The sequence below is a fragment of the Belliella buryatensis genome (genome assembly GCF_900188245.1).
Taxonomy (GTDB): Bacteria; Bacteroidota; Bacteroidia; order Cytophagales; family Cyclobacteriaceae; genus Belliella; species Belliella buryatensis.
Window position 1 is genome coordinate 106,034 of sequence record NZ_FZOK01000009.1, and the last position, 23,285, is coordinate 129,318.

Here is a 23,285-nt window from a genome sequence, read left to right on the forward strand (position 1 = left end):
CCACTAACAAACCCAAAGAAAACCATGCAAATCAATAGACTATTTGACATCATCAATTATCAGATTGCAACTTATGACAAACAGGTAGCTTTTGCCGAGAAAAAAGATGGCTCTTGGAAAACATATTCTTCTAAAGATTTAAAAGGAATTGTTGATAATTTGAGTTTAGGATTTTTAGCAGGGGGGATTAGTGCAGGAGATAAGGTTGCCATTATATCTGATAACAGGCCTCAATGGAATTTTATTGATTTGGCCTTACAACAGATCGGAGCAATATCAGTTCCGATGTATCCTACTATTTCTGCTGATGATTATAAATATATTTTTGAGCATGCAGAGGTTAAAATGGCATTTGTTGGCAGTGAAGAGATTTTTGAAAAAGCAAAAATCGCTATTGAAGGAACAAGCATTGAATTATATTCTTTTGATCAAATTGCTGGATGCAATTATTGGGAAGAAGTTAGTCAAAAAGGTGAATCAGGAAATTTAGCAGATCTTGAAGCTTTGAAAGATAATGCTAAAACAGATGACCTCTTTACTATCATTTATACTTCTGGTACTACTGGTAGGCCAAAGGGAGTAATGCTATCCCATCGGAATGTGATTCACAATCTTTTGGCTGTGGAAGATAGAATGATGGTCCCAAAGGGAATTTCCAAAGCCTTAAGTTTTCTACCTCTTTGTCATATTTATGAAAGAACAGGTTCCTTTTGCTTTATGTATATGGGGGTTTCCATCTATTATGCAGAGAGTATGGAGACTATAGGTGATAATCTCAAGGAAGTACAACCACAAGTATTCAATACTGTACCAAGGTTACTTGAAAAAGTATATGATAAAATTGTAGCAAAAGGTTATGAGTTGACAGGGCTTAAGAAATCCATTTTCTTTTGGGCATTGAATTTAGGTTTGAAATTCGAACCTAATAAATCACAAGGTTTTTGGTATGACTTTCAATTGAACTTGGCTAATAAAATTATATTTAGTAAATGGAGAGAAGCACTTGGGGGTAATGTGATGCAAATCAATTCAGGTGCCTCAGCACTTCAGCCTAGATTAGCTCGTGTATTTTGGAGTGCTGGAATTCCAGTTTGTGAAGGATACGGTCTGACAGAGACTTCTCCAGTAGTATCGGCTTCTGTTTGTACTTTGGAGGATATTAGAATTGGCTTTGTAGGTAAATTGGTGAAGGAAGTTCAAGTAAAAATCGCAGAAGATGGGGAAATATTGGTCAAAGGACCAAATGTAATGCAAGGTTACTTCAAACAACCCGATATGACCCAAGAAGTAATCAAGGATGGATGGTTTCATACAGGAGACATAGGGGAGCTTCACGAAGGAGATTACTTGAAAATCACTGATAGAAAAAAGGAGATGTTTAAGACCTCAGGAGGTAAATACATAGCTCCGCAACCGATGGAAAATAAATTTAAAGAATCTACTTTGATTGAACAATTGATTGTAGTAGGGGAGAATAAAAATTTTCCCGCAGCACTTATTGTGCCCAGTTTTGATGGACTGAGAGAATATTGCAAGCATAAGGATATACCGTATACCAGTGATGCTGAAATGATCCAGAAACCTGAAATTTTAGAGAAGTACCAAAGAGAATTGGATCAATTGAACAAGTACTTTGGAAAATGGGAACAGATTAAAAAGTTTAAATTATTACCTAAAGTCTGGGGAGTAGAATCTGGCGAACTCACACCTACGATGAAATTAAAGAGAAAGGTAATCCATAGCAAGTTTGCTGATGAGATAGAAGAGCTTTACAAATAATTTATTTCAAAGAAACTTATTTTGTGTATATTAGTTTTCCTAAAATATATATCTTAATTAGTTCAATATTATTTATATAAACAAAATAAAATTTTATTAATGTAAAATTCATCATTTTTTAATTTCCTCTGCATGCATAACTTTTTTTAAAAATAGTATGTATGCATAACATTTTTATCGTAAATTAGGCAGACAAAATTTATCATGCCTATGAAACGAGAAGAAACGGTAGATTACCACATCAAGAGTTCTTGGCACGCCATATCAAGAATGTATAACCAAAAGGCGGCGCAGGAGGATTTTACTGCAGCCATAGGTTATGTATTGATCAATATCAATTCCAAAGAAGGTACTCCAGCCACGAAGATTGCTCCATTGATGGGATTGGAAGCTAGAAGTCTTACGCGTATGCTTAAGTCTATGGAAGAGAAAGGTCTTATTTTTCGCAAACAGGATTCAATAGACAAGAGATCTGTACGCATATACTTGACAGAAGAAGGCAAACGCAAAAAGGAAATTTCCGTTGGCACTATTAAGGAATTTAATCAACAAGTCAGAGAAAAGGTCAGCGATAAAGAGTTAGAAACATTTTATAATGTGTTTGAAAAAATCAACCAAGTAATAGAACTCAATCAATCAGAAACCATAAACCCGAATCCGTACAACGATAAAGTGTACGAACTCTAAACCAATAAGATACAATGAAAAGAAGCATTCAGAAAGTAGCCATTTTAGGTTCAGGAGTAATGGGATCGAGGATAGCCTGTCATTTTGCCAATATTGGCGTGAAGGTTCTTTTGCTCGACATTATTCCTCGCGAACTTAATGAAGAAGAAGCCAAAAAAGGACTAACCTTAGAGCATAAAGATGTCCGCAACCGTATTGTGAATACAGCTCTTCAAAGTACCATGAAAAGCAAGCCAGCATCACTTTATGATTCTAAAAGCATATCGCTTATTACTACGGGTAATTTTGATGATGATTTATCCAAAATCAAGGATTATGACTGGGTAATGGAAGTAGTAGTGGAGCGATTGGATATCAAGCAGTCACTTTTTGAGAAGGTAGAGCAATACCGCAAGCCGGGTTCTTTGATTACATCTAATACCTCCGGCATTCCTATGCAATTGATGTGTGAAGGAAGATCTGAGGATTTTCAGAGAAATTTTGCTGGAACACACTTTTTCAATCCACCTAGATACCTTAGACTTTTGGAAATTATTCCTGGACCTAAAACCGATCCGGCAATTGTTGATTTCTTAATGGATTATGGAGATAGGTTCCTTGGTAAAGAAACAGTTCTATGTAAAGATACTCCTGCATTTATTGCCAATAGAATAGGAGTATATGCCATTATATCGGGGATGCACGCTATTGAAAAAATGGGAATGGGCGTATCAGAAGTTGATAAACTTACAGGAACAATTATTGGCCGTGCCAAGTCAGCGACTTTCCGTACCATGGATGTAGTAGGACTAGACACCACCGTAAATGTGGCGAACAACCTTTACAAAACGCTTGAGCATGACGAGTCAAGAGATAAATTCAAGCTCCCTAATATCGTCAAGGTACTTTATGATAATAAATGGTGGGGAGATAAAACAGGTCAAGGCTATTTCAAAATGATTCGTCATAAAGATGGAAGCAAAGAGCTGAAAGAACTTGATTTAAAAACTTTTGAATATAAAGATGTAGAAAAGCCAAAATTCAAAGCGCTTGAAGCATCTAAAGAAATAGAAGACCTCAAAAAGAGAATCAAATTCCTAGTCAATTTTGATGACAAAGCAGGTGAATTCTACAGAACATCGTTCTATGACTTGTTTAAATATTGCTCTCACAGAATTCCAGAGATTTCTGATGAAACCTACCGAATAGATCAAGCTGTTTGTGCAGGTTTCGGTTGGGAATTGGGACCTTTTGAGACCTGGGATGTACTCGGGGTCAAGGAAACAGTAGAGAAAATGGAAGCATCAGGCGAAAAAGCAGCGCCTTGGGTACATGAAATGCTTGCAGCTGGACATAATACATTCTACAAAGTCGAAGGAGGCCAAAAGAAATTCTACGATATCAATGCAAAATCTTATCAGCCAATTCCAGGCTTAGATGATTTTATTATTCTAGATACACTCAAGGCAGCAGATAAGAAAATCTGGGGCAATGCTGGTGCTACCATTTATGACATGGGTGATGATGTGATAGGTCTGGAATTTCACACCAAGATGAACTCCCTAGGCCAGGAAGTGATAGAAGGAATCAATACTGCCATCTCGATGGCCGAGAAATCCTATAAAGGCTTGGTCATTGGTAATGAAGGAGCCAATTTCTCAGCTGGTGCTAACCTAGCCATGCTATTTATGTTTGCTGGTGATCAAGAGTATGATGAGATCAATCTCATGATCGCTGGATTCCAAAATACCATGATGCGCGCAAGGTACTCTTCAGTGCCTGTCGTAGTAGCTCCTCACAATATGGCATTGGGTGGTGGATGTGAACTATCACTTCACGCAGATGCAGTTCAAGCGCATGCAGAATTGTATATGGGTTTGGTAGAATTTGGAGTAGGATTGATTCCTGCTGGTGGTGGCACCAAAGAGATGACCCTAAGATTTTCAGATCAGATCAAGGAAGGTGATGTCGAATTGAATAGACTACAGGAATACTTCATGAATATCGCCACTGCTAAAGTTTCCATGTCAGCTGCTGAGGCTTATGGCTTAGGGTATTTGCAAGACAAAGACGGTATTACACTCAATAGAAAGCGACAACTCGCAGAGGCCAAAGCCAAAGTATTGGCACTAAGTGAGGTAGGTTATACCCAAGCCGCACAGCGTACGGATATCAAAGTATTAGGAAAAACATCCTTGGCATTATTCGAAGCAGGTATCACAGGAATGCAATATGGTGCATACATATCAGACCATGATGCCAAAATTGCCAGGAAGCTAGCCTGGGTGATGTCTGGAGGAGACCTATCTGCGCCAACTTTGGTAAGTGAGCAGTACCTCTTAGATCTAGAAAGAGAAGCTTTCTTGAGCTTGACCGGCGAGAAGAAAACCCTTGAGCGTATCCACAGCATATTGTTCAAAGGTAAACCCTTGAGGAATTAGAAGGGAGAGATTTGAGAAGCAAGAAACAAGAGTAAAAAAGCAAGAAGCAAGAGACAAGAGCAAAGAAGCATGATAAAGGAGTAAAGAAAGAGGTTTTATTTGTAGTATATGTCAAACTGAAAAATTGAAGGATATGAAAATCAAGCATAATTTCAAAAACTTAAATGTCTGGAAAAAATCTGGTGATTTAGCTGTAAAGGTTTATAAAACGACTAAGTCATTTCCATCCGAAGAAAAATTTGGAATAACATCACAGATGAGGAGAGCCAGCGTTTCTATTCCTTCAAATATTGCAGAAGGCACTGCAAAAAGTACTTCAAAATCATTTGTCAATTCCCTTGATATTAGTTTGGGTAAAAGTTATGAATTAGAAACACAAGCAATCATTGCAAACTTGGTCGGTTTAATAAATGATGAAGAATTTCAAATCTTGGATCAAGATATCACTGAGGTACAAAGAATGATCAATGGCTTGATTTCATCCGTTGAATCTAACTCGTATTGACCTTCTTGGTTCTTGATTCTTATTTCTTATCTCTTATTTCTCAAAAAAAAACACAACAAACCTGAAATAAACATTAACCTCAATAGAAACATAAAAATGGAAGCATATATAGTAAATGGATATAGATCGGCGGTAGGGAAGGCCAAAAAAGGGGGCTTTCGATTTTATCGCCCAGATGATTTGGCCTCGGATGTCATCAAGCATTTGGTAGCACAGACACCAGGACTCGAAGCAAAGATGGTCGATGACCTCATTGTCGGTAATGCCATCCCCGAAGCTGAGCAAGGCATGCAGATGGGAAGGATGATTTCACTCTTGGCCTTAGGTATAGACAATCCCGGATTTATCATCAATAGATACTGTGGTTCTGGACTCGAAGCCATTGCTTTGGCGGTAGGGAAGATCAAAGCTGGAATGGCTGATTGTATCATCGCAGGAGGTACAGAGTCCATGTCTCTATTGCCTATGATGGGTTATAAGACTTCACTTAACTGGAAGATAGCTTCTGAGACTCCTGATTATTACCTCAGCATGGGACTTACTGCAGAGGAACTTGCCAAAGATTATGATATCACCAGAGAACAAGCTGATGAATTTTCTGTTCGCTCTCATGACAGAGCTCTGGCTGCAATAGAAGCTGGTAAATTCAAAGATGAAATTGTCCCTGTGGAAGTAGAAGAAACCTACTTAGATGAAAAGGGCAAACGAAAGACTAGAAAATATGTAGTCGATACAGATGAAGGTCCAAGAAAAGGAACTTCTCTAGAAGGACTTGCCAATCTGAGAGCAGCATTCAAGCAAGGAGGACAGGTGACAGCGGGTAACTCTTCTCAGACTTCTGATGGGGCTGCATTTGTGGTGGTGATGTCAGAGCGGATGGTAAAGGAATTGAATCTAGAGCCCATCGCAAGGATGATGTCTTATTCCGTAGCAGGCGTAGAGCCTAGAATTATGGGTATAGGTCCCAAGGAAGCCGTGCCTAAGGCATTGAAACAAGCGGGATTGACCTTGGATAAGATTGACTTGATAGAGTTGAATGAAGCATTTGCAGCACAGGGTCTTGCTGTGATGAAATCCTTGGACATGAATCCAGATATCGTCAATGTCAACGGTGGAGCCATTGCGCTCGGTCACCCACTAGGCTGTACCGGAGCCAAGCTTTCTGTCCAGCTCTTCAATGAGCTCCGCAGACAAAATAAAAAATACGGCATGGTCACCGCCTGTGTAGGAGGAGGACAAGGTGTAGCAGGAGTGTTTGAGCTATTAAAGTAGATTGAAGATATTAGACGTAAGATGTAAGATTGGTTTATTTATAATTCTTACGTTCTTTCAATATGCCAGATTACAGTTGATCTGATTAGTAGATTATAACCTTTTAAGAACATCTAAAATTTTATCCTATGCACAACTATAAAGAATTGAATGTGTGGAAAAGAGCTATCAAATTGGCAGTTCAAGTTTATAAGGTTTCTCGACTTTTTCCCGCAGAAGAAAGATTTGGTCTTATTTCCCAAATCAGAAGAAGTGCTGTTTCTGTTCCTTCAAATATTGCTGAAGGAGCAGGAAGAAGAACAGATGGTGAGTTTGCAAATTTCTTAGAGATCGCTCACGGATCAATTTGTGAATTGGAAACGCAATTGTATGTAGCTTTTGAACTTGAATATGTTGAAAATGAATTATTCCATGAAGTAACTACCGAGCTAACTGAAATTCAGAAAATGTTTTACGCTTTAATCACAAAATTTGAAAAAAAGTAATGACTTGTTCGTAGGTATATGGCTTGTCTTATGTCTTACGTCTTGAATCTAAAGTCTCTAATTATGAATACAATAACAAAACAATCAATCAACGGGGGCGAGTTTCTGATCAAGGAAACTGATGCCCAAGACATCTTCATTTTTGAAGAGTTCAATGAAGAACAAAAAATGATGGCGCAGGCTTGTCAGGATTTTATTGATACAGAAATCACTCCGAATATCGAAGAGATTGACAGTATGAAAAATCCGGAAATCATTCCTAATATCTTTAAGAAAGCTGGTGAATTAGGTTTATTGGGAATTTCAGTTCCGGAGCAATATGGTGGGATGGGCATGAGCTTCAATACCTCTATGTTGATTGCAGATATTGTGGGTTCGGCGGGGTCATTTTCAACCACCTATGGTGCCCATACAGGAATCGGTACCTTACCAATATTATACTATGGCACAGAAGATCAAAAGGCAAAGTATTTACCAAAGCTAGCTACTGGAGAATGGGCAGCCTGCTACTGCTTAACCGAACCCGATGCAGGATCAGATGCCAATAGTGGTAAGACTAAAGCTGTTCTTTCTCAAGATGGTAAGCATTATCTAATCAATGGGCAGAAAATGTGGATTTCGAATGCAGGATTTGCAGATATTTTCATTGTTTTCGCCAAAATCGATGATGATAAGAATCTGACTGCATTTATTGTAGAAAAGAGCTTTGGTGGAATTACCATGAATGAAGAGGAGAAAAAGATGGGTATCAAAGGATCCTCAACTCGTCAGGTTTTCTTCAATGACTGCAAAGTACCAGCAGAAAATATGCTTTCTGACAGAGGAAATGGATTTAAAATTGCTGTGAATATCCTGAATATTGGCAGAATCAAGTTAGGATCAGGGATTTTGAATGGTGCTCGCGAAGTGATTTCTCAAGCGATCAAATATTCTACAGAGCGTAAGCAGTTTGGAGTAAGCATCAATACTTTTGGTGCTATCAAATCCAAATTGGCAGAAATGGCAATCAGAACATATGTATCAGAATCTCTGACCTATCGAGCGGGACAAGATATCGAAGATCGGATCAATGATCTTGTAGCAAGTGGAATGGAAGATGCTATAGCCAAGCTCAAAGGTGTTGAAGAATTTGCGATCGAGTGTGCAATTTCTAAAGTTCACGGTTCAGAAGTCCTCGATTATGTAGTAGATCAAGGTGTGCAAGTTTATGGAGGAATGGGCTATTCGGCCGATGCACCAATGGAGCGAGCATATAGAGATGCTAGAATTGTGAGGATATACGAAGGCACCAATGAAATCAATCGAATGCTGATGGTGGGTATGGTACTCAAGAGAGCAATGAAAGGTGAAATCAACCTCTTTGAGCCAGCAATGGCAGTTTCTCAAGAACTGACCTCCGTACCAAGTTTTGACACTATCGACACTTCGGAGCTTTTTGCTGCTGAAAAAGAGGTGATCAAGAAATTGAAAAAGGTCTTCCTGATGGTAGGAGGCAAAGCGGCCATGGCATTGCAAGATAAAATAGAATCGGAGCAAGAAATCATGATGAACTTAGCCGATGTGATGGTCGAAATCTATGCAGCAGAATCAGCTATTCTTCGTACTCAAAAGCTGGTAAGTTTGAGAGGTGAAGAAGCTTGCGTGCATCAGATAGCTATGTCTCAGGTTTATTTATCTTCGGCTGTAGATAGGATCAATGCTGCGGCGAAGGAAGCAATCGGTTCTTTCACCAAGGGCGACGAGCAGAAAGTGATGTTGATGGGCTTGAAGCGCTTTACCAAGATGGATCTCGTAGATACCAAGACCCTGAGAAGACAGATAGCAGATTATATGATAGAGAAGGGTAAGTATCCTTTTTCTTAAGTAAGTGGTTTTGCCACGAAGGTGCTAAGACACAAAGTTTGTATATGAAAATAGCCTCTGAGAGATCAGGGGCTAATTTTTTGCAAAGTCATTAGCAACGCAAGTCCTTTGGTGTTTCCAAAAACCCCCGAAGGTCTTTACCCATTGGACAATCGTTCATTTATAAAATAAGGCTCGGATCAACCGGAGGCTTTTTATTTTGAGAAGGTAAAATGTGGAGAAAAGAAATACTGTCATGTGGATAGGCCCATTAGAGAGAAAGTACTTCCTGAGGTGTTAAGTGAGGAAGAGGTTTCACAGATTTATTGGAACAAGGGACGGATCTCAGGTATATTCAAAGCTTATTAGGTCATGAAAGTCCTAAGACTACGTAGATTTATACTCATGTGACAACTAAAGGGTTTGAGCAAATAATTAGTCCTTTAGATAACCTAGATATTTAATTTTTGAATATATTTTAAAAAAGTTATTTCCTCTATAACAGAGAAAAGCGTCCTAAATAAGAATGCTTTCCTCTAAAAAGGAAAGCAAAATGTTAGCGTTTATTGTAAAACCACCTATCATCCAAAATTTTGTTATTTTTAGAAAAAACTTTTTGTATGGCAAAAACATCTAAAATAGAAGTAGATAAGAAATCAATTTCCATAATTGAACAGAATAGTGAAGATTACATATGCCTAACAGATATGGTAAGGGGTGAGGAAGGTGAAGACCATATTAGAAACTGGATGCGCAACAGAAATACAGTTGAGTTTATCGGCCTTTGGGAAACTTTACACAACCCTGATTTTAAACCTGTCGAATTCGACACCTTTAGAAAACAGGCAGGGCTCAACAGTTTTAACTTAACACCTAGAAAGTGGATTGAAGCTACTAATGCAATTGGCGTTTTTTCAAAGTCAGGCAGATATGGAGGAACTTATGCCCATAAAGACATAGCTTTTGAATTTGGCTCATGGATAAGTCCCTTGTTCAAACTACTACTTATCAAGGAGTTTCAACGACTAAAAGAAATTGAGACAAATCAATACAACTTGGAATGGAATGTGAAAAGAATCTTGACAAAAACCAATTATCACATCCATACTGAAGCAATCAAAAATCACATTATTCCTGACAAAAACTATTTGAAAGATAAGGAGTGGTTGGTTTATGCAGAAGAAGCAGACTTATTAAATGTAGCCCTTTTTGGTTGTACAGCTAAAGATTGGAGGGAAGTGAATAAGGAACATTCGGACAAGGGGTTAAACATTAGAGATTTTGCAAGCATCAATGAATTGGTTGTCTTATCAAATCTTGAAAATGTGAATGCTATCTTGATTGAGAGAAAAGAGAACAAGGAAGACAGGTTTATTCAACTAAGGAAAATAGCAAAATCGCAATTAGCTACCCTAGATAACAAAGATTTTATAAAATCAATAAAAAAGCTTTCTGAGACTACCTATTTAGATGCAGGTAAGAAGATATAAACAACAAAATGCTAACATCACCTAAGAGCAAGCGGTCGGTTCAGAGTAAATAGAAAGTTTAGTATCTTTTAGAAGTTAGGAGAAAAAATGAATGGATCGGCTCCGAAAGCCCGCAATCTCCAAGCTGAACCCCGTTATAACTTAATTACGTCCCAACCATGAAAAAATCAGATGCCCCCATCCTAGTCCGAGAAACTTTTGATCTGTCAATTGAGCTGCTTTGGTCATACCTGACCGAGCGTGAATTGATGGTTCAGTGGTATTTCGAAAACATACCAGAATTTCAGGCAGTGCTTGGATTTGAGACTGAGTTTGTGGTTGAAAACGAAGAGAGGGTTTTTCCACATTGTTGGAAGGTCACAGTAGTAACACCACTTAGGAAAATCTCCTATAACTGGAAATACAAAGGTTATGCAGGTGACTCTAATGTAACTTTTGAATTGAGAGATTTGGGAGGCAAGACCGAGTTGAGCTTGACACATGAAGTTCTAGAAGACTTTAATGATGAGATTCCTGAATTTAGCAGAGCAAGTTGCCGGGCAGGCTGGACGTATTTTATCAAAGAAAGCTTAAAGAGGCTGGTAGATCAAAAAGCTGGTAAGGAGTAAGTTTTTTAACTATCAATTAATCAAGAAAATAAAAAAGGGGTTCTGATAAGAACCCCTTTAAAATGAACTTTGTATGATGTGATTACTCTGCTCTGAAGACGATTTTCCCACCAACTACAGTCATCATTACTTTGGTGTTGAGAATTTCGTTTTCTGGTATCTCCATGATATTTTGGTCAAAAACGGTGAAATCAGCTGCTTTGCCTACTTTGATAGAACCCTTGAAGTCTTCTTCAAATTCTGCATAAGCACCTGCCAAAGTATAAGATTTCAAAGCCTGATCTCTGGTCAGTTTTTGGTCTGGTTCATATCCTCCTTCAGGAGTCATTTTCAATGTTTTTCTAGAAACAGAAGCGTAAAAGGATGGTAGCGCATCTACTGGTTCTACTGGAGCATCTGTACCATTGGAGATCACGGCTCCTGAGCCAAGTAACTTTTGCCACACATAAGCTCCATCTTTGATTCTCTTGGCACCCAGTCTTCCTATCGCCCAAGGTCTATCCGAACTCAAGTGAATCGCCTGAATCGCCGCAATCACACCCAATTCTCCAAATCTGCTGATATCGTCTGGATGTAGGTGCTGGGCATGTTCTACACGGAACCTGTGATCGGTCACCTCAGGGTATTTTGCAAAAGCCGCCTCATATCTGTCCAATACTTCTCTATTGGTTCTGTCTCCGATTGCGTGGGAATTTACTTGAAAACCGAGTTGGAGGCCTTTTTCAGCGACTGTTCTCACCCTGTCGATCGGCATGGTTTCATGTCCTCTACTTCCAGGCTTATCTGAATAATCTTCCAACAGCCAAGCACCCCATGGACCAAGTGCCCCATCCATATTGAGTTTGATAGAACGTACTGTGACCATGTGATCTGGGTCTATCTTTGGCCCTTTGACATACCATGCTTCAAGTAGCTCAGGAATTCGGCTAGAGAGCATGACGTACATTCTTGCTGTCAGCCTCCCTTCTTTCTGGAATTTTTCTAGAAGATCTATCAAATCCTGATTGCCACCTGCATCATGGAAAGAGGTGATTCCCTTCGCTGCCAATTCTTCCAAAGCCAGTTCCAAAGCTTTCTCAGCTCTTTCTGGTGTGTCTTTTGGGATCAGTTTGCTAACCAATCCTGAGGCAGTTTCTACCAGTACTCCCGTTGGGTTGCCTACTTCATCTAGGATGACTTCTCCTCCTTCTACTTCTCGGATAGGCTTTTCACTTCCCAATGTGGTAATTCCAGCTAGTTCCATGGCTTTCTGATTGACAAATGAAGCATGTCCGGAAGCGTGAGCTAGGTAGACGGGATTATCAGGTGTGATAGCGCTGAGCTGATCATGGGTCTGAAATCCACTGACTGTCTTATCAGGCATTTCGATCCATTTGTCTTGATGCCAGCCTCTACCTGTGATCCACTCTCCTGGCTCGGCTTTGGCCACGGCTTCAGCGACTTTCTCTACCAATTCGTCATATGACTTGACATACATTAAGTCTATATCGAGTTTATTGTAGCCAATTCCCATCAAGTGTGCATGGGATTCAATCAAACCAGGGGTCATGGTCTTACCTTGTAGGTCTATGGTCTCGGTATCTTTGCCGATGTATGCCTCTATTTCTGCTTGCGAGCCTACGGCCAAGATAATTCCATCTTTGATGGCCACTGCCTCGGCAGTAGGTTGGTCATCTTCCACAGTGTAGATGATGCCGTTGATAAATACCTTGTCTGCTGAATCTTTCTGATTTCCACAGGAAAAAAGCAGCATCAAGGAGCAAGTAATGAGTAATGTATTTTTCATAATTTATAGTGTTCTACCTCAAATCTAGGAATTTTTTGAGCGCTGTTCCAAACCATTGCTGTAAAGGATGTTTAAACATTTTGTAATCTTCGGGATTAATATGCATGTTTGGTAAATACCGCTGAAGTGAATTTGATGGAGAAAAATTACGACTATATTCTGGCTGGATCAGGAATGGCAGGCCTAAGCCTACTTTATGCCATATTGAAAAATGATGTGCTTCAGCATAAGCAAATCTTGGTTGTAGATAATGTTGATAAAAACCAAAATGACAGAACTTGGTGCTTTTGGGAAAAGCAGCCTAGCCAATTTCAACATTTGGTGGCCAAAGAATGGAAGACTTTGCAGTTTTTTTCGCCTACAGTATCCAAAACTTTTAAGATGAAGGAATACAGCTATAAGATGATCCAGTCGGGTGACTTTTATAGTCATATTTTGGATTTTGCCAGCCAGTTTTCCAATGTGAAATTTTTGAAAGCTAGCATCCTAGCCATTGAAGATAATGGGCAAGAGGTATTGGTGCGGACAGACCAAGGTAAATTTACGAGTGAGTTTATTTTCAACTCCACAGGACTCTTTTATCCAAATATGAACGAAGAAAATACACTTTTGCAGCATTTCATGGGCTGGTTTATCAAGACAGAAGCTCCTGTGTTCGATAGTAAAGTAGGTACTTTGATGGATTTTACTCTATCTCAGCATCATGGGACAACATTCATGTATGTACTTCCCATTTCAGATACTGAAGCCTTGGTGGAATATACCTTGTTCTCGGAGCGGGTTCTCGATAAGCATGAATACGAGAAAGAGCTGGAGAATTATATAGAAAATAAACTTGGATTGGAAGATTTTAAGATTGAGCATAGGGAGTTTGGTGTGATTCCCATGACGATGGCTAAGTTTCCTAGCAGTATGGGCTCACAAGAGCGAATTATCCATATTGGAACAGCTGGTGGACATACCAAGGCTAGTTCTGGCTACACCTTTCAGTTTGTCCAAGCCCAAGTCAGCAGGATAGTAGCTTTGCTAGCTGCGGATAAATCCCCTTTGGTGCAGCTTTCTATCAGAGAGAAAATGTTTCAGTGGTATGACATGGTTTTGTTAGATGTCTTGTTGCAGAAGAAAGTGGAGGGAGAGTTTTTGTTCAGTAGTCTCTTCAAAGCCAATGACCCAGAGCGCATACTTGCTTTTTTGGCCAATGAAAGTGGATTTTGGGAAGAGTTCAAAATCAGAGACAGTGTACCTTTCTGGCCATTTTTTACTTCGGGAATGAGGCAGTTGTTTTGAATGTTAGCATCTTTTCTATTCTACAATCCTGACTCCTCTTTGAGTGAGGACTTTTGAACAATAAAAAATGGATCGATTATGAGTTCCTTGTATTTTGTGGTACAGCTTTTGACTAATTCTTTTATTCACAGTAAAAATAGAAACAGTAGTATGAAGCTATTAGGAATAATTGGAATACTTGCATTGATGATGACTTTTGGATGTAATGACAAAGCTGGAAAAGAAGTAGTCAAAGAAACAAGAATCGAAGTCAAAACCGAGAAAGAAGCTGGGACGCAAATCAAAATCAATAAAGATGGAGGTTCTGTCAAGACAAAAAATGTGGAAGTGGAAGTCAATAATGATAAAAACTAATTTAAAAGCTGGATCTTAGGATTCAGCTTTTTCTTTTTATAGCCTTTTAATGAGCGCGGATATTCATGATATCTATCTTTTCAAAATTATTATCAAATCATTTGGTAGCCCATTGCAATCGGGGCATCATAAATGCTATACTGTATTTCGATTGACTGGTTATAGAAATTTAAAACCATTTTAGACCAGATAACTTAAAATTGGAATGTCCATATTTTCTGTTTTCAATTGACCAAACACTAAATATTGAAAACAATGAGATTACAAATATTAACCTTCCTTTGTGCAATGGTGATTACGGGTACGATCAGTGCGCAGCAAGTTCATCTAGGAGTCAAAGGAGGATTGAATCTTTACGATTTATCCAACAGTAATTTTGATCCAATGCTAGGCGTTCATTTAGGCTTGCTAGGTCATATTCATCTATCTCAAAAATTTGCTCTTCAACCAGAACTTGTTTATTCTACTCAGGGAGCAAAGTTTGCTAACTCTGACAACTCGCTCAATCTTGCTTATGTCAACGTACCGATCTTGCTGCAGTATATGTTTGACAATGGATTTAGAATACAAGCAGGACCCCAGTTAGGAGTCTTGACAAGTGCAAAGTCGGTTCTTGGTGATAACAAGGTGGATGTGAAAAATGAGTTTAAAAACATCGACTTAGGTCTTGGATTTGGTGCTAGTTATGTGCACCCTCCCTCAGGATTTGGAGTTGATGCTAGATATAACTTAGGAATGACGAATATCAGTGAGAATGCATCCAATGATTTTAAAAATAGAGGATTCCAATTGGGAGTATTTTATCTTTTGGGTCACAAGCATTAATACTTTTTTTGTTTCACCTGCCAGTCTTAAGATCCTGGCAGGTTTTTTCTTTTGATATTTTTTCATGCTTTTTAGGAATTTATAACATTGAAAATCAAAACAATATATCTTTTCCTTTCTGATGGTATGTGAATTTTAAGTATTTGCATGGTAATCCTTCTATTATTTTTCTAACTTATTGACAACTAACAACCGCTAAATTTTCTAACCTATGCCTAGAGCTAAATCCGATAAAGACCGAAAAATCTTTGTGCTAGACACCTCTGTCATTTTATATGCGCACAATAGCATCATGAACTTTGCAGAGCATGATGTGGTCATCCCGATTACTGTATTGGAAGAGCTCGATCAGTTTAAGAAAGGGAATGATACCAAAAACTTTGAAGCAAGGGAGTTTATCAGACTTCTTGATGACTTATCAAAGGACAATATGATTCATAATTGGACACCACTCAATGGGAAGACCAAGGGTTATTTTAGGGTTTTGATGAATCCTGATAATAACCTCAATGCCAACGAGATCTTTGGTGAAGAGAAAAATGACCATAAAATCCTCAATGCAGCCCTTCATCTCAAGCAGACTGAAAAGGGTAGAAAGGTCATCTTGGTTAGTAAAGACATCAATTTACGACTCAAAGCTAAGTCTCTCGATATCTATGCAGAAGATTATGAGACTGGTAAAATTAAAAACATCAATGAGTTAGAAAATACTGGTAAATTTATCATTGAAAATGTAGATATCGATGCCATCAATCAACTTTATGAATCCCACTCCATTGAGGCCAAGTTGGTCTTCGGAAGGAAAAAGATCAAATCTAATGGCTACTTTATCCTCAAGAATGAAAAGAATTCTGTATTGGCCTATTTCAGTGCTGAAGACAATAGACTGGAAAGAGTAGATAAGCAGCTTGCCTACAATGTCAAGCCGAAAAATGCGGAGCAGACTTTTGCTATGCACGCAATTCTAAACCCAAGAGTGAAGTTGGTAACCATTCAAGGAGTAGCTGGTACGGGCAAGACGCTTTTGGCTTTGGCAGGAGCATTGGAACAGCGCAGGGATTTCAAGCAAGTGTATTTAGCAAGGCCAATAGTTCCCTTGAGCAACAAGGACATCGGATTCCTTCCTGGAGATATTAAATCCAAGTTGAACCCCTACATGGAGCCACTTTGGGATAACTTAAAATTTATCCAAAATCAATTCAAGGAATCAGACAAGGAATATCAAAAAATCACAGAACTCGTCAATCAAGAAAAGTTAGTAATTCAGCCCCTAGCATATATCAGGGGTAGATCTCTGTCCAATATTTTCTTTATCGTAGATGAAGCCCAAAACCTCACTCCGCATGAAGTGAAAACCATCATCACCAGGGCAGGAGAGAATACCAAGATTATCTTTACCGGTGATGTATTCCAGATTGATACACCTTACTTAGATTCTCAGAGTAATGGACTCTCCTACTTGATTGACCGGGTCAAGGATCACCCGCTTTATGCGCATATCAAGCTAGAAAAGGGAGAGCGTTCTGAATTGGCTAATCTGGCCAATGAACTATTATAATATTGATGTTGCCACTTATCAAATCCAGCTAGTTTCCTATAACTAGCTGGATTTATTTTTTTTAACAATTCTTTTGCAACCAACTTTCTAAGAAAATTAGGTACACCGTTGTACTATTCCATTTCTTTTATTGTGCGAAAATGAACACATCTGTTTTTTGTTAAATCATTTAATCAGCTTATTATCAATAGCTTATATTTTTTGGATCAAGTTTTGGCATAGGTGTATAGTCCGCAATTGAATCGGATATTTTGAAAGCAGAGAACTTAAAAGAAATACATATGAATACTACAGTTTTAACTCAGAAAAATGTTTGTGCCTTTTTAGGATTAATCATGGCATTGACGATTGTATGGACAGCTAATGCGCAGGGAGCGACATTGAAAGGTGAGCAAGCAAATGAAATTGCTGCTATGGAAGAACTGAAAATCGCTGATCAACAAGAAATGTTGGTCGAGATCGATCTAAGCAATATCAAGCAGGAGCCCACGGCTACTTTTATCAACAAACACGGTGAAGTAGTCGCTGAGTTTTATGGGGATAAAGCCGAGTTGGAGCAAAAATTTAAAGGCCTTTTCAGGAAGTGTGACTTTATTACGGCCTCAGGTAATCACGAGTTTTACCTCGTCAGCTAAAATTTTGATTGTTTGGTTTAATGATAAAAAAAGAGGTGAGCCATGCTCACCTCTTTTTTGGTATTTTAAAACTACTAGTCGATTTTTAGCTTTCCGTAATGGTGTTCAGCTTAGCGAGGAAGCTGTTGTAATACTGTCTTCCTACTTGAACAACAGCACCTGATTCTAAGGTTATTTCTTTGGTATTGAAGTTTTCAATTTGTCCAAGTTGTACAATGAATGATTTTTGTACCCTTAAGAACAAATTTGAAGGAAGTTTTTCCTCCATATCCTTCATAGATTTTCTGATCGTATAGTTTCTATGTTTGGTAAAAATTGTCACCATATTGCCATTGGCTTCTACATAATAGATGTCCGTATATGGTACTTTTTCATAAGCATTGTCAGCTTTGATGTAGACTGCGTCAGTGACTAAGTAAGGGCTTTCGTCTTTTGACTTGACAGAAGCAGCATCTGATACAGGGTTTACTCGCTTATTGTATAGTACGATTTCGACGATTGCATGAATGTCATTCGTATTGAATGGTTTTACGATAAAGCCGGCAGGATTGATTCTCTTGGCTCTTTCGATGATGGTAGGATCAGAATATGAAGTCACAAATACCAATGGTGCATCGACCATTTGTTTCAGGATTTCACCTAGCTCGATACCATCTTTGTCACCTTTCAGTTTGATATCCATAAAAATCATATCAGGTCTATACTTCTTGATGATTTTGATGGCCTGATTGGCAGAGTTGGCTATATCAATATTGACATAACCTAAAAGCTCGAGAATCTCCTCGATATTTTCCGCAATATTTACGTCGTCTTCGACGATCAGAATTCTTTCCTCTTTCATATATGGTTATGGGAAATATGGCGTGATTACTGTGAACAAATCAATTTTTGTGTATACGAAATTAAACATTTCTATTTACAAAATATAGTTTGGAGAATCAATAGTTTTCCCATTTTTCTGATTTTTTTATAAAAAAAGCTTTAAAGACTCATCATATCCTTGAATCTTGCTGCTTGTCTCCTGCTGACTTCGATTCTGTCTCCTCCTTTGAGGGTAACTACCAAGCCACCATTGAACCAAGGTTCTATAGCTTCTACCCAGCTCAAATTGATGATGTGTTTCCTACTTGCTCTGAAAAAAGATTTCTCGTCTAATCTTTCATCTAGTGCATTGAGAGATTTGTGTATCATCGGCTTATTGTTGTCAAAATATACCTTGATGTAGTTTCCATCAGATTCAAAAAGACGCACGTGCTCTAGCTTGACAAACCAACACCTGTCACCATCTTTGACAAAAACCTGATCATTCAGTGTGAGTTTTTTATCTCCGCTGTCTTTATCCCTTTCCGAAGGTTTTTGGTTTTGGTCTTGGAGCTTTTTCTGAAGTCGTTCTATAGCTTCACCCAATCTTTTGGGTTCTATTGGTTTTAGTAGGTAATCTAAGGCATTGACCTGAAAGGCTTTCAGTGCATATTCATCATAGGCAGTGGTGAAGACTACATGCGGAACATTGTCTAATTCTTCCAAAAGGTCGAAGCCTGTTTTTTCAGGCATCTGAATATCCAGAAAAACCACATCAGGCAGGAGATTATCTATTTTCTCCTTGGCGTCATCCACATTATTGGCTTCGCCGATTACTTCTACATGGTCGTATTGAGATAATAAATTGATTAGCTCTTTTCTGGCCAATCTTTCATCGTCTATTACAAGTGCTCGCATTTCTTTGAAATTTTAACCTAATGTAAGGTTTTGTTTTGGAATTTTTATTTCAGTGATGACAAAATCGCTTCCGGAATTGAATATTTTGAAGGATGCCCGCTCTCCATAGATCAATTTGAGGCGTTGTATTGTATTAGTGATACCATGACCCTCTCCATCTTTCTTTTTTCCAAAAGGTTGACCTTTGAGCTGTCCGCTATTTTTTACTTGAATGTATAAGTCATCGGTCAGTCCTTCATAGCATTTGATCATGATTTCTCCTCCCTTTACTCTGTTGGAAATCCCATGTTTGATACCATTTTCTACGATCGTTTGAAGCATCATCGGAGGAATTCTATAGTCGAATGCCTCAGGTTCTATTTCATATTTCACAGTCAACCTTTCTTCAAACCTGATCATTTCTAAATTGAGGTAATCCTTGACTGTATTGAATTCATTTTCAAAATCAATTACACGCTTTTTGTCCATCATCAGAGAGAATCTCAGGATATTTGATAATTGGGTGATTGCAGATTTAGCTTTGGCTGGATCTTCGTCCACTAAAGCCCGCACACTATTGAGTGCATTGAATATAAAATGAGGATTGAGCTGGGATTTGAGATGATTGAGCTGTATTTCGTTGATTTTGGCTTTATATTTCAGGGATTGATTGTAATTGTCTAAAAAATGGAAAATAAAGTACAGCATCACCCATAGTGAATAAAACAGAAAACTCACAAAGGTATTTACAGCCAATACTAAAGGCCTGAGGTCCATACTTGGAATCAGGGTATCAAAAATCAGGTTAATGATAATTTGGGCAATGGTATTAGAGACTCCCAAGACTAGCAAAGCCAAAAAAGTATTCCAAATCAGTTGTGAAAAGTTAAGATTGAACCAGCCGTATGCTTTTATGACATAGCGGAGTCCATGTGTAGATATCAAATAAAAAGCAGCAAGTGTGAAAAAGGCTCCTGTCTGTACTGGCGAAATCCCTCGTTCTAGGGATACAAAGAAAAGGTTGATCAAGGCAAAACCCGACCAACCCAAAATTTGTAATATCCAGTATAATTTGATTCTATTCATGCCTGAACTCAAAGATAATCAAGCTAAAGTTAGTCTTATATCCTATTATGTCAATGGGTATATAGCTTGTTTGATTGTCAAATCGTCATTTTAGCTCTTCTTTGAGAAACTTCGCAGTATAGCTTTTTTTGTTTTTGGCTACTTCTTCCGGTGTACCTTCTATGACAATTTGCCCTCCTTTATCTCCACCTTCAGGCCCCATATCTATAATATGATCTGCCACTTTGATGATATCTAAGTTGTGTTCAATAATCAATACAGTGTTTCCTTTGTCTACCAATTTATTCAATACTTGCATCAGTAGCTCAATATCTTGGAAGTGAAGTCCTGTACTCGGCTCGTCCAAGATGTAAAAAGTTTTTCCAGTATCTTTTTTGGACAGCTCCGTGGCCAACTTGACCCGTTGTGCTTCTCCTCCGGAAAGGGTGGTTGCATGCTGTCCCAATGTAATGTAACCTAGGCCAACTTCATTGAGTGTTTGTATTTTTCTTAGAATTTTGGGTTGAAACTCGAAGAATTCTACCGCTTGCTCTACGGTCATATCCAATACATCGGAGATAGATTTTCCTTTGAAGCGAACTTCTAGTGTTTCTCTGTTGTAGCGTTTGCCTTTGCATGTTTCACAAGGGATGTGAACATCTGGCAAGAAATCCATTTCAATGAGCTTCATACCAGCACCTTCGCAGTCTTCACACCTACCTCCTTTGACATTGAAACTAAACCTACCGGGTTTGTAACCTCTGATTTTTGCTTCGGGAAGCTCTGTGAATAGCGCTCTGATATCAGTAAATACTCCAGTGTAGGTAGCTGGATTAGATCTTGGGGTTCTTCCGATCGGTGATTGATCTACTTCGATCACTTTATCTAGGTACTCTAACCCTTTGATTTCCTTGTAAGTAAGGGGCTCTTTTTTGGAATTGTAGAAGTGGCTGTTGAGTAATGGATATAAGGTCTCGTGGATCAAGGAGCTTTTTCCAGAGCCAGATACACCCGTGACACAGATCATTTTCCCTAGTGGAAGCTTCAAGTCTACTTTTTTCAAGTTGTGACCTTCTGCTCCTTTTAAGCTTAATATTTCTCCATTGCCTTTTCTCCTTGTTTTAGGAACTTCTATTCTCAGTTCATTGGAAAGGTATTTAGCGGTAATACTTTTTTGGCTCAAGAATTCTTTTGGAGTTCCTGCTGCGACAATCTGTCCGCCATGACGTCCTGCTCCAGGACCTATGTCCACTACAAAATCAGATTCTAGCATCATATCTTTGTCATGCTCTACCACGATGACGGAATTGCCTAAATCTCTTAAGTCTTGAAGTGCTTTGATCAGTTTGACATTGTCTCTTTGGTGTAGTCCAATACTAGGTTCATCCAGTATATAGAGGACACCTACCAGCTGTGTGCCGATCTGAGTAGCTAACCTGATTCTTTGTGCTTCCCCACCTGAGAGTGTTCTCAAAGGGCGATTTAGTGAAAGGTAATCAAGACCAATATCTAGTAGAAAGCCAATTCTCTTTCTGATTTCCTTGAGGACTTCCTTCCCAATCACTTGTTGACGGTCTGTCATCCGCAATTCTATGTTTGCAAACCATGATCCAAGGGTATTGATGTCCATCATTGCCAGCTCACCGATATGTTTTTCCGCTATTTTGAAGTGTAGCGCTTCTTTCTTTAATCGGTAGCCTTCACAATCAGGACAAGTCTTGGTAGTAGTGTATTCACTGACCCATTGTTGAATTTTGTCAGAGCTTCCTTCTTGATGCTTGGTCAGGAAGTTGATGATCCCTTCGAAAGTTGTAGTCCATTTAGTTCCAGGGTATTTGACTGAGTCAACCTCTACCTCCTGCTTGTCTCCATAGAGCAAGACATCTAGGACTTCTTCGGGAAGCTTGGATATTGGAGTAGAGATGCTACACTTGTATCTCTTGAGTATAGCATCTATTTTTTTGAAAATCCAGATATCTCGGTATTCTCCAAGAGGAGCAATTCCCCCTCTACTGATACTGAGTTTGGGGTCGGGAATGATGTTTTCCTTGGTGATTTCTTCAATTACACCTAATCCATTACAGGTTTGGCAAGCGCCATAAGGACTGTTGAATGAAAAATTGTTCGGTGCAGGCTCGTCGTATGAAAGACCAGTGGTGGGATCCATCAGATACTTGGAGAAATGATGGATATTTCCTTCTTCATCTCGTAGCATGATTACGCCTTTCCCATGTTGAAGCGCTGTTTTGAGAGATTGTGTAATGCGATAGCGGTCTTCTTCCTCTGCAATGATCCTGTCTATGACAATTTCAATATCATGGATTTTGTACCGATCGACCTGCATTTTGGGTACCATCTCCAAGACAATGCCATCAACACGCACTTTGGAAAATCCCATTTTTCGAATCTGCTCAAAAAGTTCTCTATAGTGTCCTTTTCTTCCTTTGACTACAGGAGCCAAAATATAGAGCTTCTTACCACTGAAGTTTTCAAAAAGCTGTTCGATGATTTGATCTTCCGTTTGTCGGATCATTTTATGGCCAGAGAGATAAGAATAGGCTTCACCAGCTCTGGCATAGAGCAATCGCATGAAATCATAAATCTCTGTGACTGTTCCTACAGTAGAGCGTGGGTTTTTAGAAGTGGTCTTTTGTTCGATAGATATCACTGGGGAAAGTCCATTGATCTTGTCCACATCTGGTCTTTCCATACCCCCCAAAAATGATCTAGCATAGGCCGAAAAACTCTCCATGTATCTCCGCTGTCCTTCTGCATAGATAGTATCAAAAGCTAAAGAACTTTTGCCGCTTCCACTGAGGCCAGTGATGACTACAAGTTTGTTGCGAGGAATTTCAATATCGATATTTTTGAGGTTGTGCTCACGGGCACCGTATATTTCGATGAATTCTTGTTTGTCGGTGATCGGGTCTGTCATGAAGGGCTAATCCTTTAGATATCAAGCTTGCAAAAATAGGGATTTAATAACTGC

The 23,285-nt window shown here is 38.8% G+C and carries 19 protein-coding genes and 1 pseudogene; 15 read left to right on the top strand and 5 right to left on the bottom strand.

Annotated features, from left to right (window positions below):
• Positions 1-24 precede the first annotated feature (24 nt).
• From CHB66_RS10645 to CHB66_RS10685, 10 genes and pseudogenes are all read left to right on the top strand, one after another.
• Complete coding sequence (locus CHB66_RS10645) at positions 25-1,779, top strand: AMP-dependent synthetase/ligase (RefSeq protein WP_089240719.1); 1,755 nt, start codon at positions 25-27, stop codon at positions 1,777-1,779.
• 210 nt (positions 1,780-1,989) lie between these two features.
• Positions 1,990-2,466, top strand: a complete 477-nt coding sequence (locus CHB66_RS10650; protein WP_089240856.1) for a MarR family winged helix-turn-helix transcriptional regulator — start codon at positions 1,990-1,992, stop codon at positions 2,464-2,466.
• A gap of 14 nt (positions 2,467-2,480) precedes the next feature.
• Positions 2,481-4,886, top strand: a complete 2,406-nt coding sequence (locus tag CHB66_RS10655) for a 3-hydroxyacyl-CoA dehydrogenase/enoyl-CoA hydratase family protein (RefSeq protein ID WP_089240721.1) — start codon at positions 2,481-2,483, stop codon at positions 4,884-4,886.
• A gap of 133 nt (positions 4,887-5,019) precedes the next feature.
• Positions 5,020-5,391 (top strand): four helix bundle protein, encoded by a 372-nt coding sequence (locus CHB66_RS10660; RefSeq protein WP_089240723.1) that lies wholly within the window; start codon positions 5,020-5,022, stop codon positions 5,389-5,391.
• Positions 5,392-5,487: 96 nt separating this feature from the next.
• The gene (locus CHB66_RS10665; protein WP_089240725.1) at positions 5,488-6,663 is read left to right on the top strand and encodes an acetyl-CoA C-acyltransferase; all 1,176 of its coding nucleotides are present in this window, start codon (positions 5,488-5,490) and stop codon (positions 6,661-6,663) included.
• Between the two features lie 128 nt (positions 6,664-6,791).
• Complete coding sequence (locus tag CHB66_RS10670) at positions 6,792-7,148, top strand: four helix bundle protein (RefSeq protein WP_089240727.1); 357 nt, start codon at positions 6,792-6,794, stop codon at positions 7,146-7,148.
• Between the two features lie 63 nt (positions 7,149-7,211).
• On the top strand, positions 7,212-9,011 hold the full coding sequence (locus CHB66_RS10675) for an acyl-CoA dehydrogenase family protein (RefSeq protein WP_089240729.1): 1,800 nt from the start codon (positions 7,212-7,214) through the stop codon (positions 9,009-9,011).
• Between the two features lie 296 nt (positions 9,012-9,307).
• Positions 9,308-9,454, top strand: a pseudogene (locus tag CHB66_RS17295) (tyrosine-type recombinase/integrase); the annotation flags it as partial.
• A gap of 156 nt (positions 9,455-9,610) precedes the next feature.
• Positions 9,611-10,480 carry a KilA-N domain-containing protein gene (locus CHB66_RS10680; protein WP_089240731.1) on the top strand — a complete coding sequence of 290 codons (870 nt, stop codon included), beginning with the start codon at positions 9,611-9,613 and terminating at the stop codon, positions 10,478-10,480.
• 158 nt (positions 10,481-10,638) lie between these two features.
• Positions 10,639-11,088 (top strand): SRPBCC family protein, encoded by a 450-nt coding sequence (locus CHB66_RS10685; protein WP_089240733.1) that lies wholly within the window; start codon positions 10,639-10,641, stop codon positions 11,086-11,088.
• Between the two features lie 82 nt (positions 11,089-11,170).
• Here the strand turns inward: CHB66_RS10685 and CHB66_RS10690 are convergent, their stop codons facing one another.
• The gene (locus tag CHB66_RS10690; protein ID WP_089240735.1) at positions 11,171-12,874 is read right to left on the bottom strand and encodes an amidohydrolase; all 1,704 of its coding nucleotides are present in this window, start codon (positions 12,872-12,874) and stop codon (positions 11,171-11,173) included.
• A 135-nt stretch (positions 12,875-13,009) separates the two neighbouring features.
• Here CHB66_RS10690 and CHB66_RS10695 point away from each other — a divergent pair, with 135 nt between their 5' ends.
• The 5 genes from CHB66_RS10695 (at position 13,010) to CHB66_RS10715 (ending at position 17,533) form a co-directional block, all read left to right on the top strand.
• The gene (locus CHB66_RS10695; RefSeq protein ID WP_089240858.1) at positions 13,010-14,161 is read left to right on the top strand and encodes a lycopene cyclase family protein; all 1,152 of its coding nucleotides are present in this window, start codon (positions 13,010-13,012) and stop codon (positions 14,159-14,161) included.
• 78 nt (positions 14,162-14,239) lie between these two features.
• Complete coding sequence (locus CHB66_RS10700) at positions 14,240-14,515, top strand: hypothetical protein (protein ID WP_089240737.1); 276 nt, start codon at positions 14,240-14,242, stop codon at positions 14,513-14,515.
• Between the two features lie 255 nt (positions 14,516-14,770).
• Positions 14,771-15,340, top strand: a complete 570-nt coding sequence (locus tag CHB66_RS10705; RefSeq protein WP_089240739.1) for a porin family protein — start codon at positions 14,771-14,773, stop codon at positions 15,338-15,340.
• Positions 15,341-15,551: 211 nt separating this feature from the next.
• Positions 15,552-16,898, top strand: coding sequence for a PhoH family protein (locus tag CHB66_RS10710; protein WP_089240741.1), 1,347 nt, complete (start codon positions 15,552-15,554; stop codon positions 16,896-16,898).
• A 281-nt stretch (positions 16,899-17,179) separates the two neighbouring features.
• Complete coding sequence (locus tag CHB66_RS10715) at positions 17,180-17,533, top strand: hypothetical protein (protein ID WP_089240743.1); 354 nt, start codon at positions 17,180-17,182, stop codon at positions 17,531-17,533.
• An 85-nt stretch (positions 17,534-17,618) separates the two neighbouring features.
• Here CHB66_RS10715 and CHB66_RS10720 read toward each other — a convergent pair whose 3' ends face one another.
• The 4 genes from CHB66_RS10720 to uvrA all read right to left on the bottom strand — a co-directional run bounded on the left by CHB66_RS10720 (position 17,619) and on the right by uvrA (position 23,231).
• Positions 17,619-18,374, bottom strand: coding sequence for a LytR/AlgR family response regulator transcription factor (locus CHB66_RS10720; protein WP_089240745.1), 756 nt, complete (start codon positions 18,372-18,374; stop codon positions 17,619-17,621).
• A 140-nt stretch (positions 18,375-18,514) separates the two neighbouring features.
• Complete coding sequence (locus CHB66_RS10725) at positions 18,515-19,252, bottom strand: LytR/AlgR family response regulator transcription factor (protein ID WP_089240747.1); 738 nt, start codon at positions 19,250-19,252, stop codon at positions 18,515-18,517.
• A gap of 12 nt (positions 19,253-19,264) precedes the next feature.
• Positions 19,265-20,317, bottom strand: a complete 1,053-nt coding sequence (locus tag CHB66_RS10730; protein WP_089240749.1) for a sensor histidine kinase — start codon at positions 20,315-20,317, stop codon at positions 19,265-19,267.
• A gap of 85 nt (positions 20,318-20,402) precedes the next feature.
• Positions 20,403-23,231, bottom strand: coding sequence for an excinuclease ABC subunit UvrA (uvrA, locus tag CHB66_RS10735; protein WP_089240751.1), 2,829 nt, complete (start codon positions 23,229-23,231; stop codon positions 20,403-20,405).
• Between the last annotated feature and the right edge of the window lie 54 nt (positions 23,232-23,285).

Excerpts from the sequence above, each read along its gene's own strand:
- CHB66_RS10665 (WP_089240725.1), top strand. The coding sequence starts at position 5,488 with ATGGAAGCATATATAGTAAATGGATATAGATCGGCGGTAGGGAAGGCC.
- CHB66_RS10705 (WP_089240739.1), top strand. The coding sequence starts at position 14,771 with ATGAGATTACAAATATTAACCTTCCTTTGTGCAATGGTGATTACGGGT.
- CHB66_RS10655 (WP_089240721.1), top strand. The coding sequence starts at position 2,481 with ATGAAAAGAAGCATTCAGAAAGTAGCCATTTTAGGTTCAGGAGTAATG.
- CHB66_RS10695 (WP_089240858.1), top strand. The coding sequence starts at position 13,010 with ATGGAGAAAAATTACGACTATATTCTGGCTGGATCAGGAATGGCAGGC.
- CHB66_RS10675 (WP_089240729.1), top strand. The coding sequence starts at position 7,212 with ATGAATACAATAACAAAACAATCAATCAACGGGGGCGAGTTTCTGATC.
- CHB66_RS10645 (WP_089240719.1), top strand. The coding sequence starts at position 25 with ATGCAAATCAATAGACTATTTGACATCATCAATTATCAGATTGCAACT.
- CHB66_RS10730 (WP_089240749.1), bottom strand. The coding sequence starts at position 20,317 with ATGAATAGAATCAAATTATACTGGATATTACAAATTTTGGGTTGGTCG.
- CHB66_RS10715 (WP_089240743.1), top strand. The coding sequence starts at position 17,180 with ATGAATACTACAGTTTTAACTCAGAAAAATGTTTGTGCCTTTTTAGGA.
- CHB66_RS10650 (WP_089240856.1), top strand. The coding sequence starts at position 1,990 with ATGAAACGAGAAGAAACGGTAGATTACCACATCAAGAGTTCTTGGCAC.
- CHB66_RS10700 (WP_089240737.1), top strand. The coding sequence starts at position 14,240 with ATGAGTTCCTTGTATTTTGTGGTACAGCTTTTGACTAATTCTTTTATT.
- CHB66_RS10710 (WP_089240741.1), top strand. The coding sequence starts at position 15,552 with ATGCCTAGAGCTAAATCCGATAAAGACCGAAAAATCTTTGTGCTAGAC.
- CHB66_RS10680 (WP_089240731.1), top strand. The coding sequence starts at position 9,611 with ATGGCAAAAACATCTAAAATAGAAGTAGATAAGAAATCAATTTCCATA.
- CHB66_RS10660 (WP_089240723.1), top strand. The coding sequence starts at position 5,020 with ATGAAAATCAAGCATAATTTCAAAAACTTAAATGTCTGGAAAAAATCT.
- CHB66_RS10685 (WP_089240733.1), top strand. The coding sequence starts at position 10,639 with ATGAAAAAATCAGATGCCCCCATCCTAGTCCGAGAAACTTTTGATCTG.
- CHB66_RS10690 (WP_089240735.1), bottom strand. The coding sequence starts at position 12,874 with ATGAAAAATACATTACTCATTACTTGCTCCTTGATGCTGCTTTTTTCC.
- CHB66_RS10720 (WP_089240745.1), bottom strand. The coding sequence starts at position 18,374 with ATGAAAGAGGAAAGAATTCTGATCGTCGAAGACGACGTAAATATTGCG.
- CHB66_RS10670 (WP_089240727.1), top strand. The coding sequence starts at position 6,792 with ATGCACAACTATAAAGAATTGAATGTGTGGAAAAGAGCTATCAAATTG.
- uvrA (WP_089240751.1), bottom strand. The coding sequence starts at position 23,231 with ATGACAGACCCGATCACCGACAAACAAGAATTCATCGAAATATACGGT.
- CHB66_RS10725 (WP_089240747.1), bottom strand. The coding sequence starts at position 19,252 with ATGCGAGCACTTGTAATAGACGATGAAAGATTGGCCAGAAAAGAGCTA.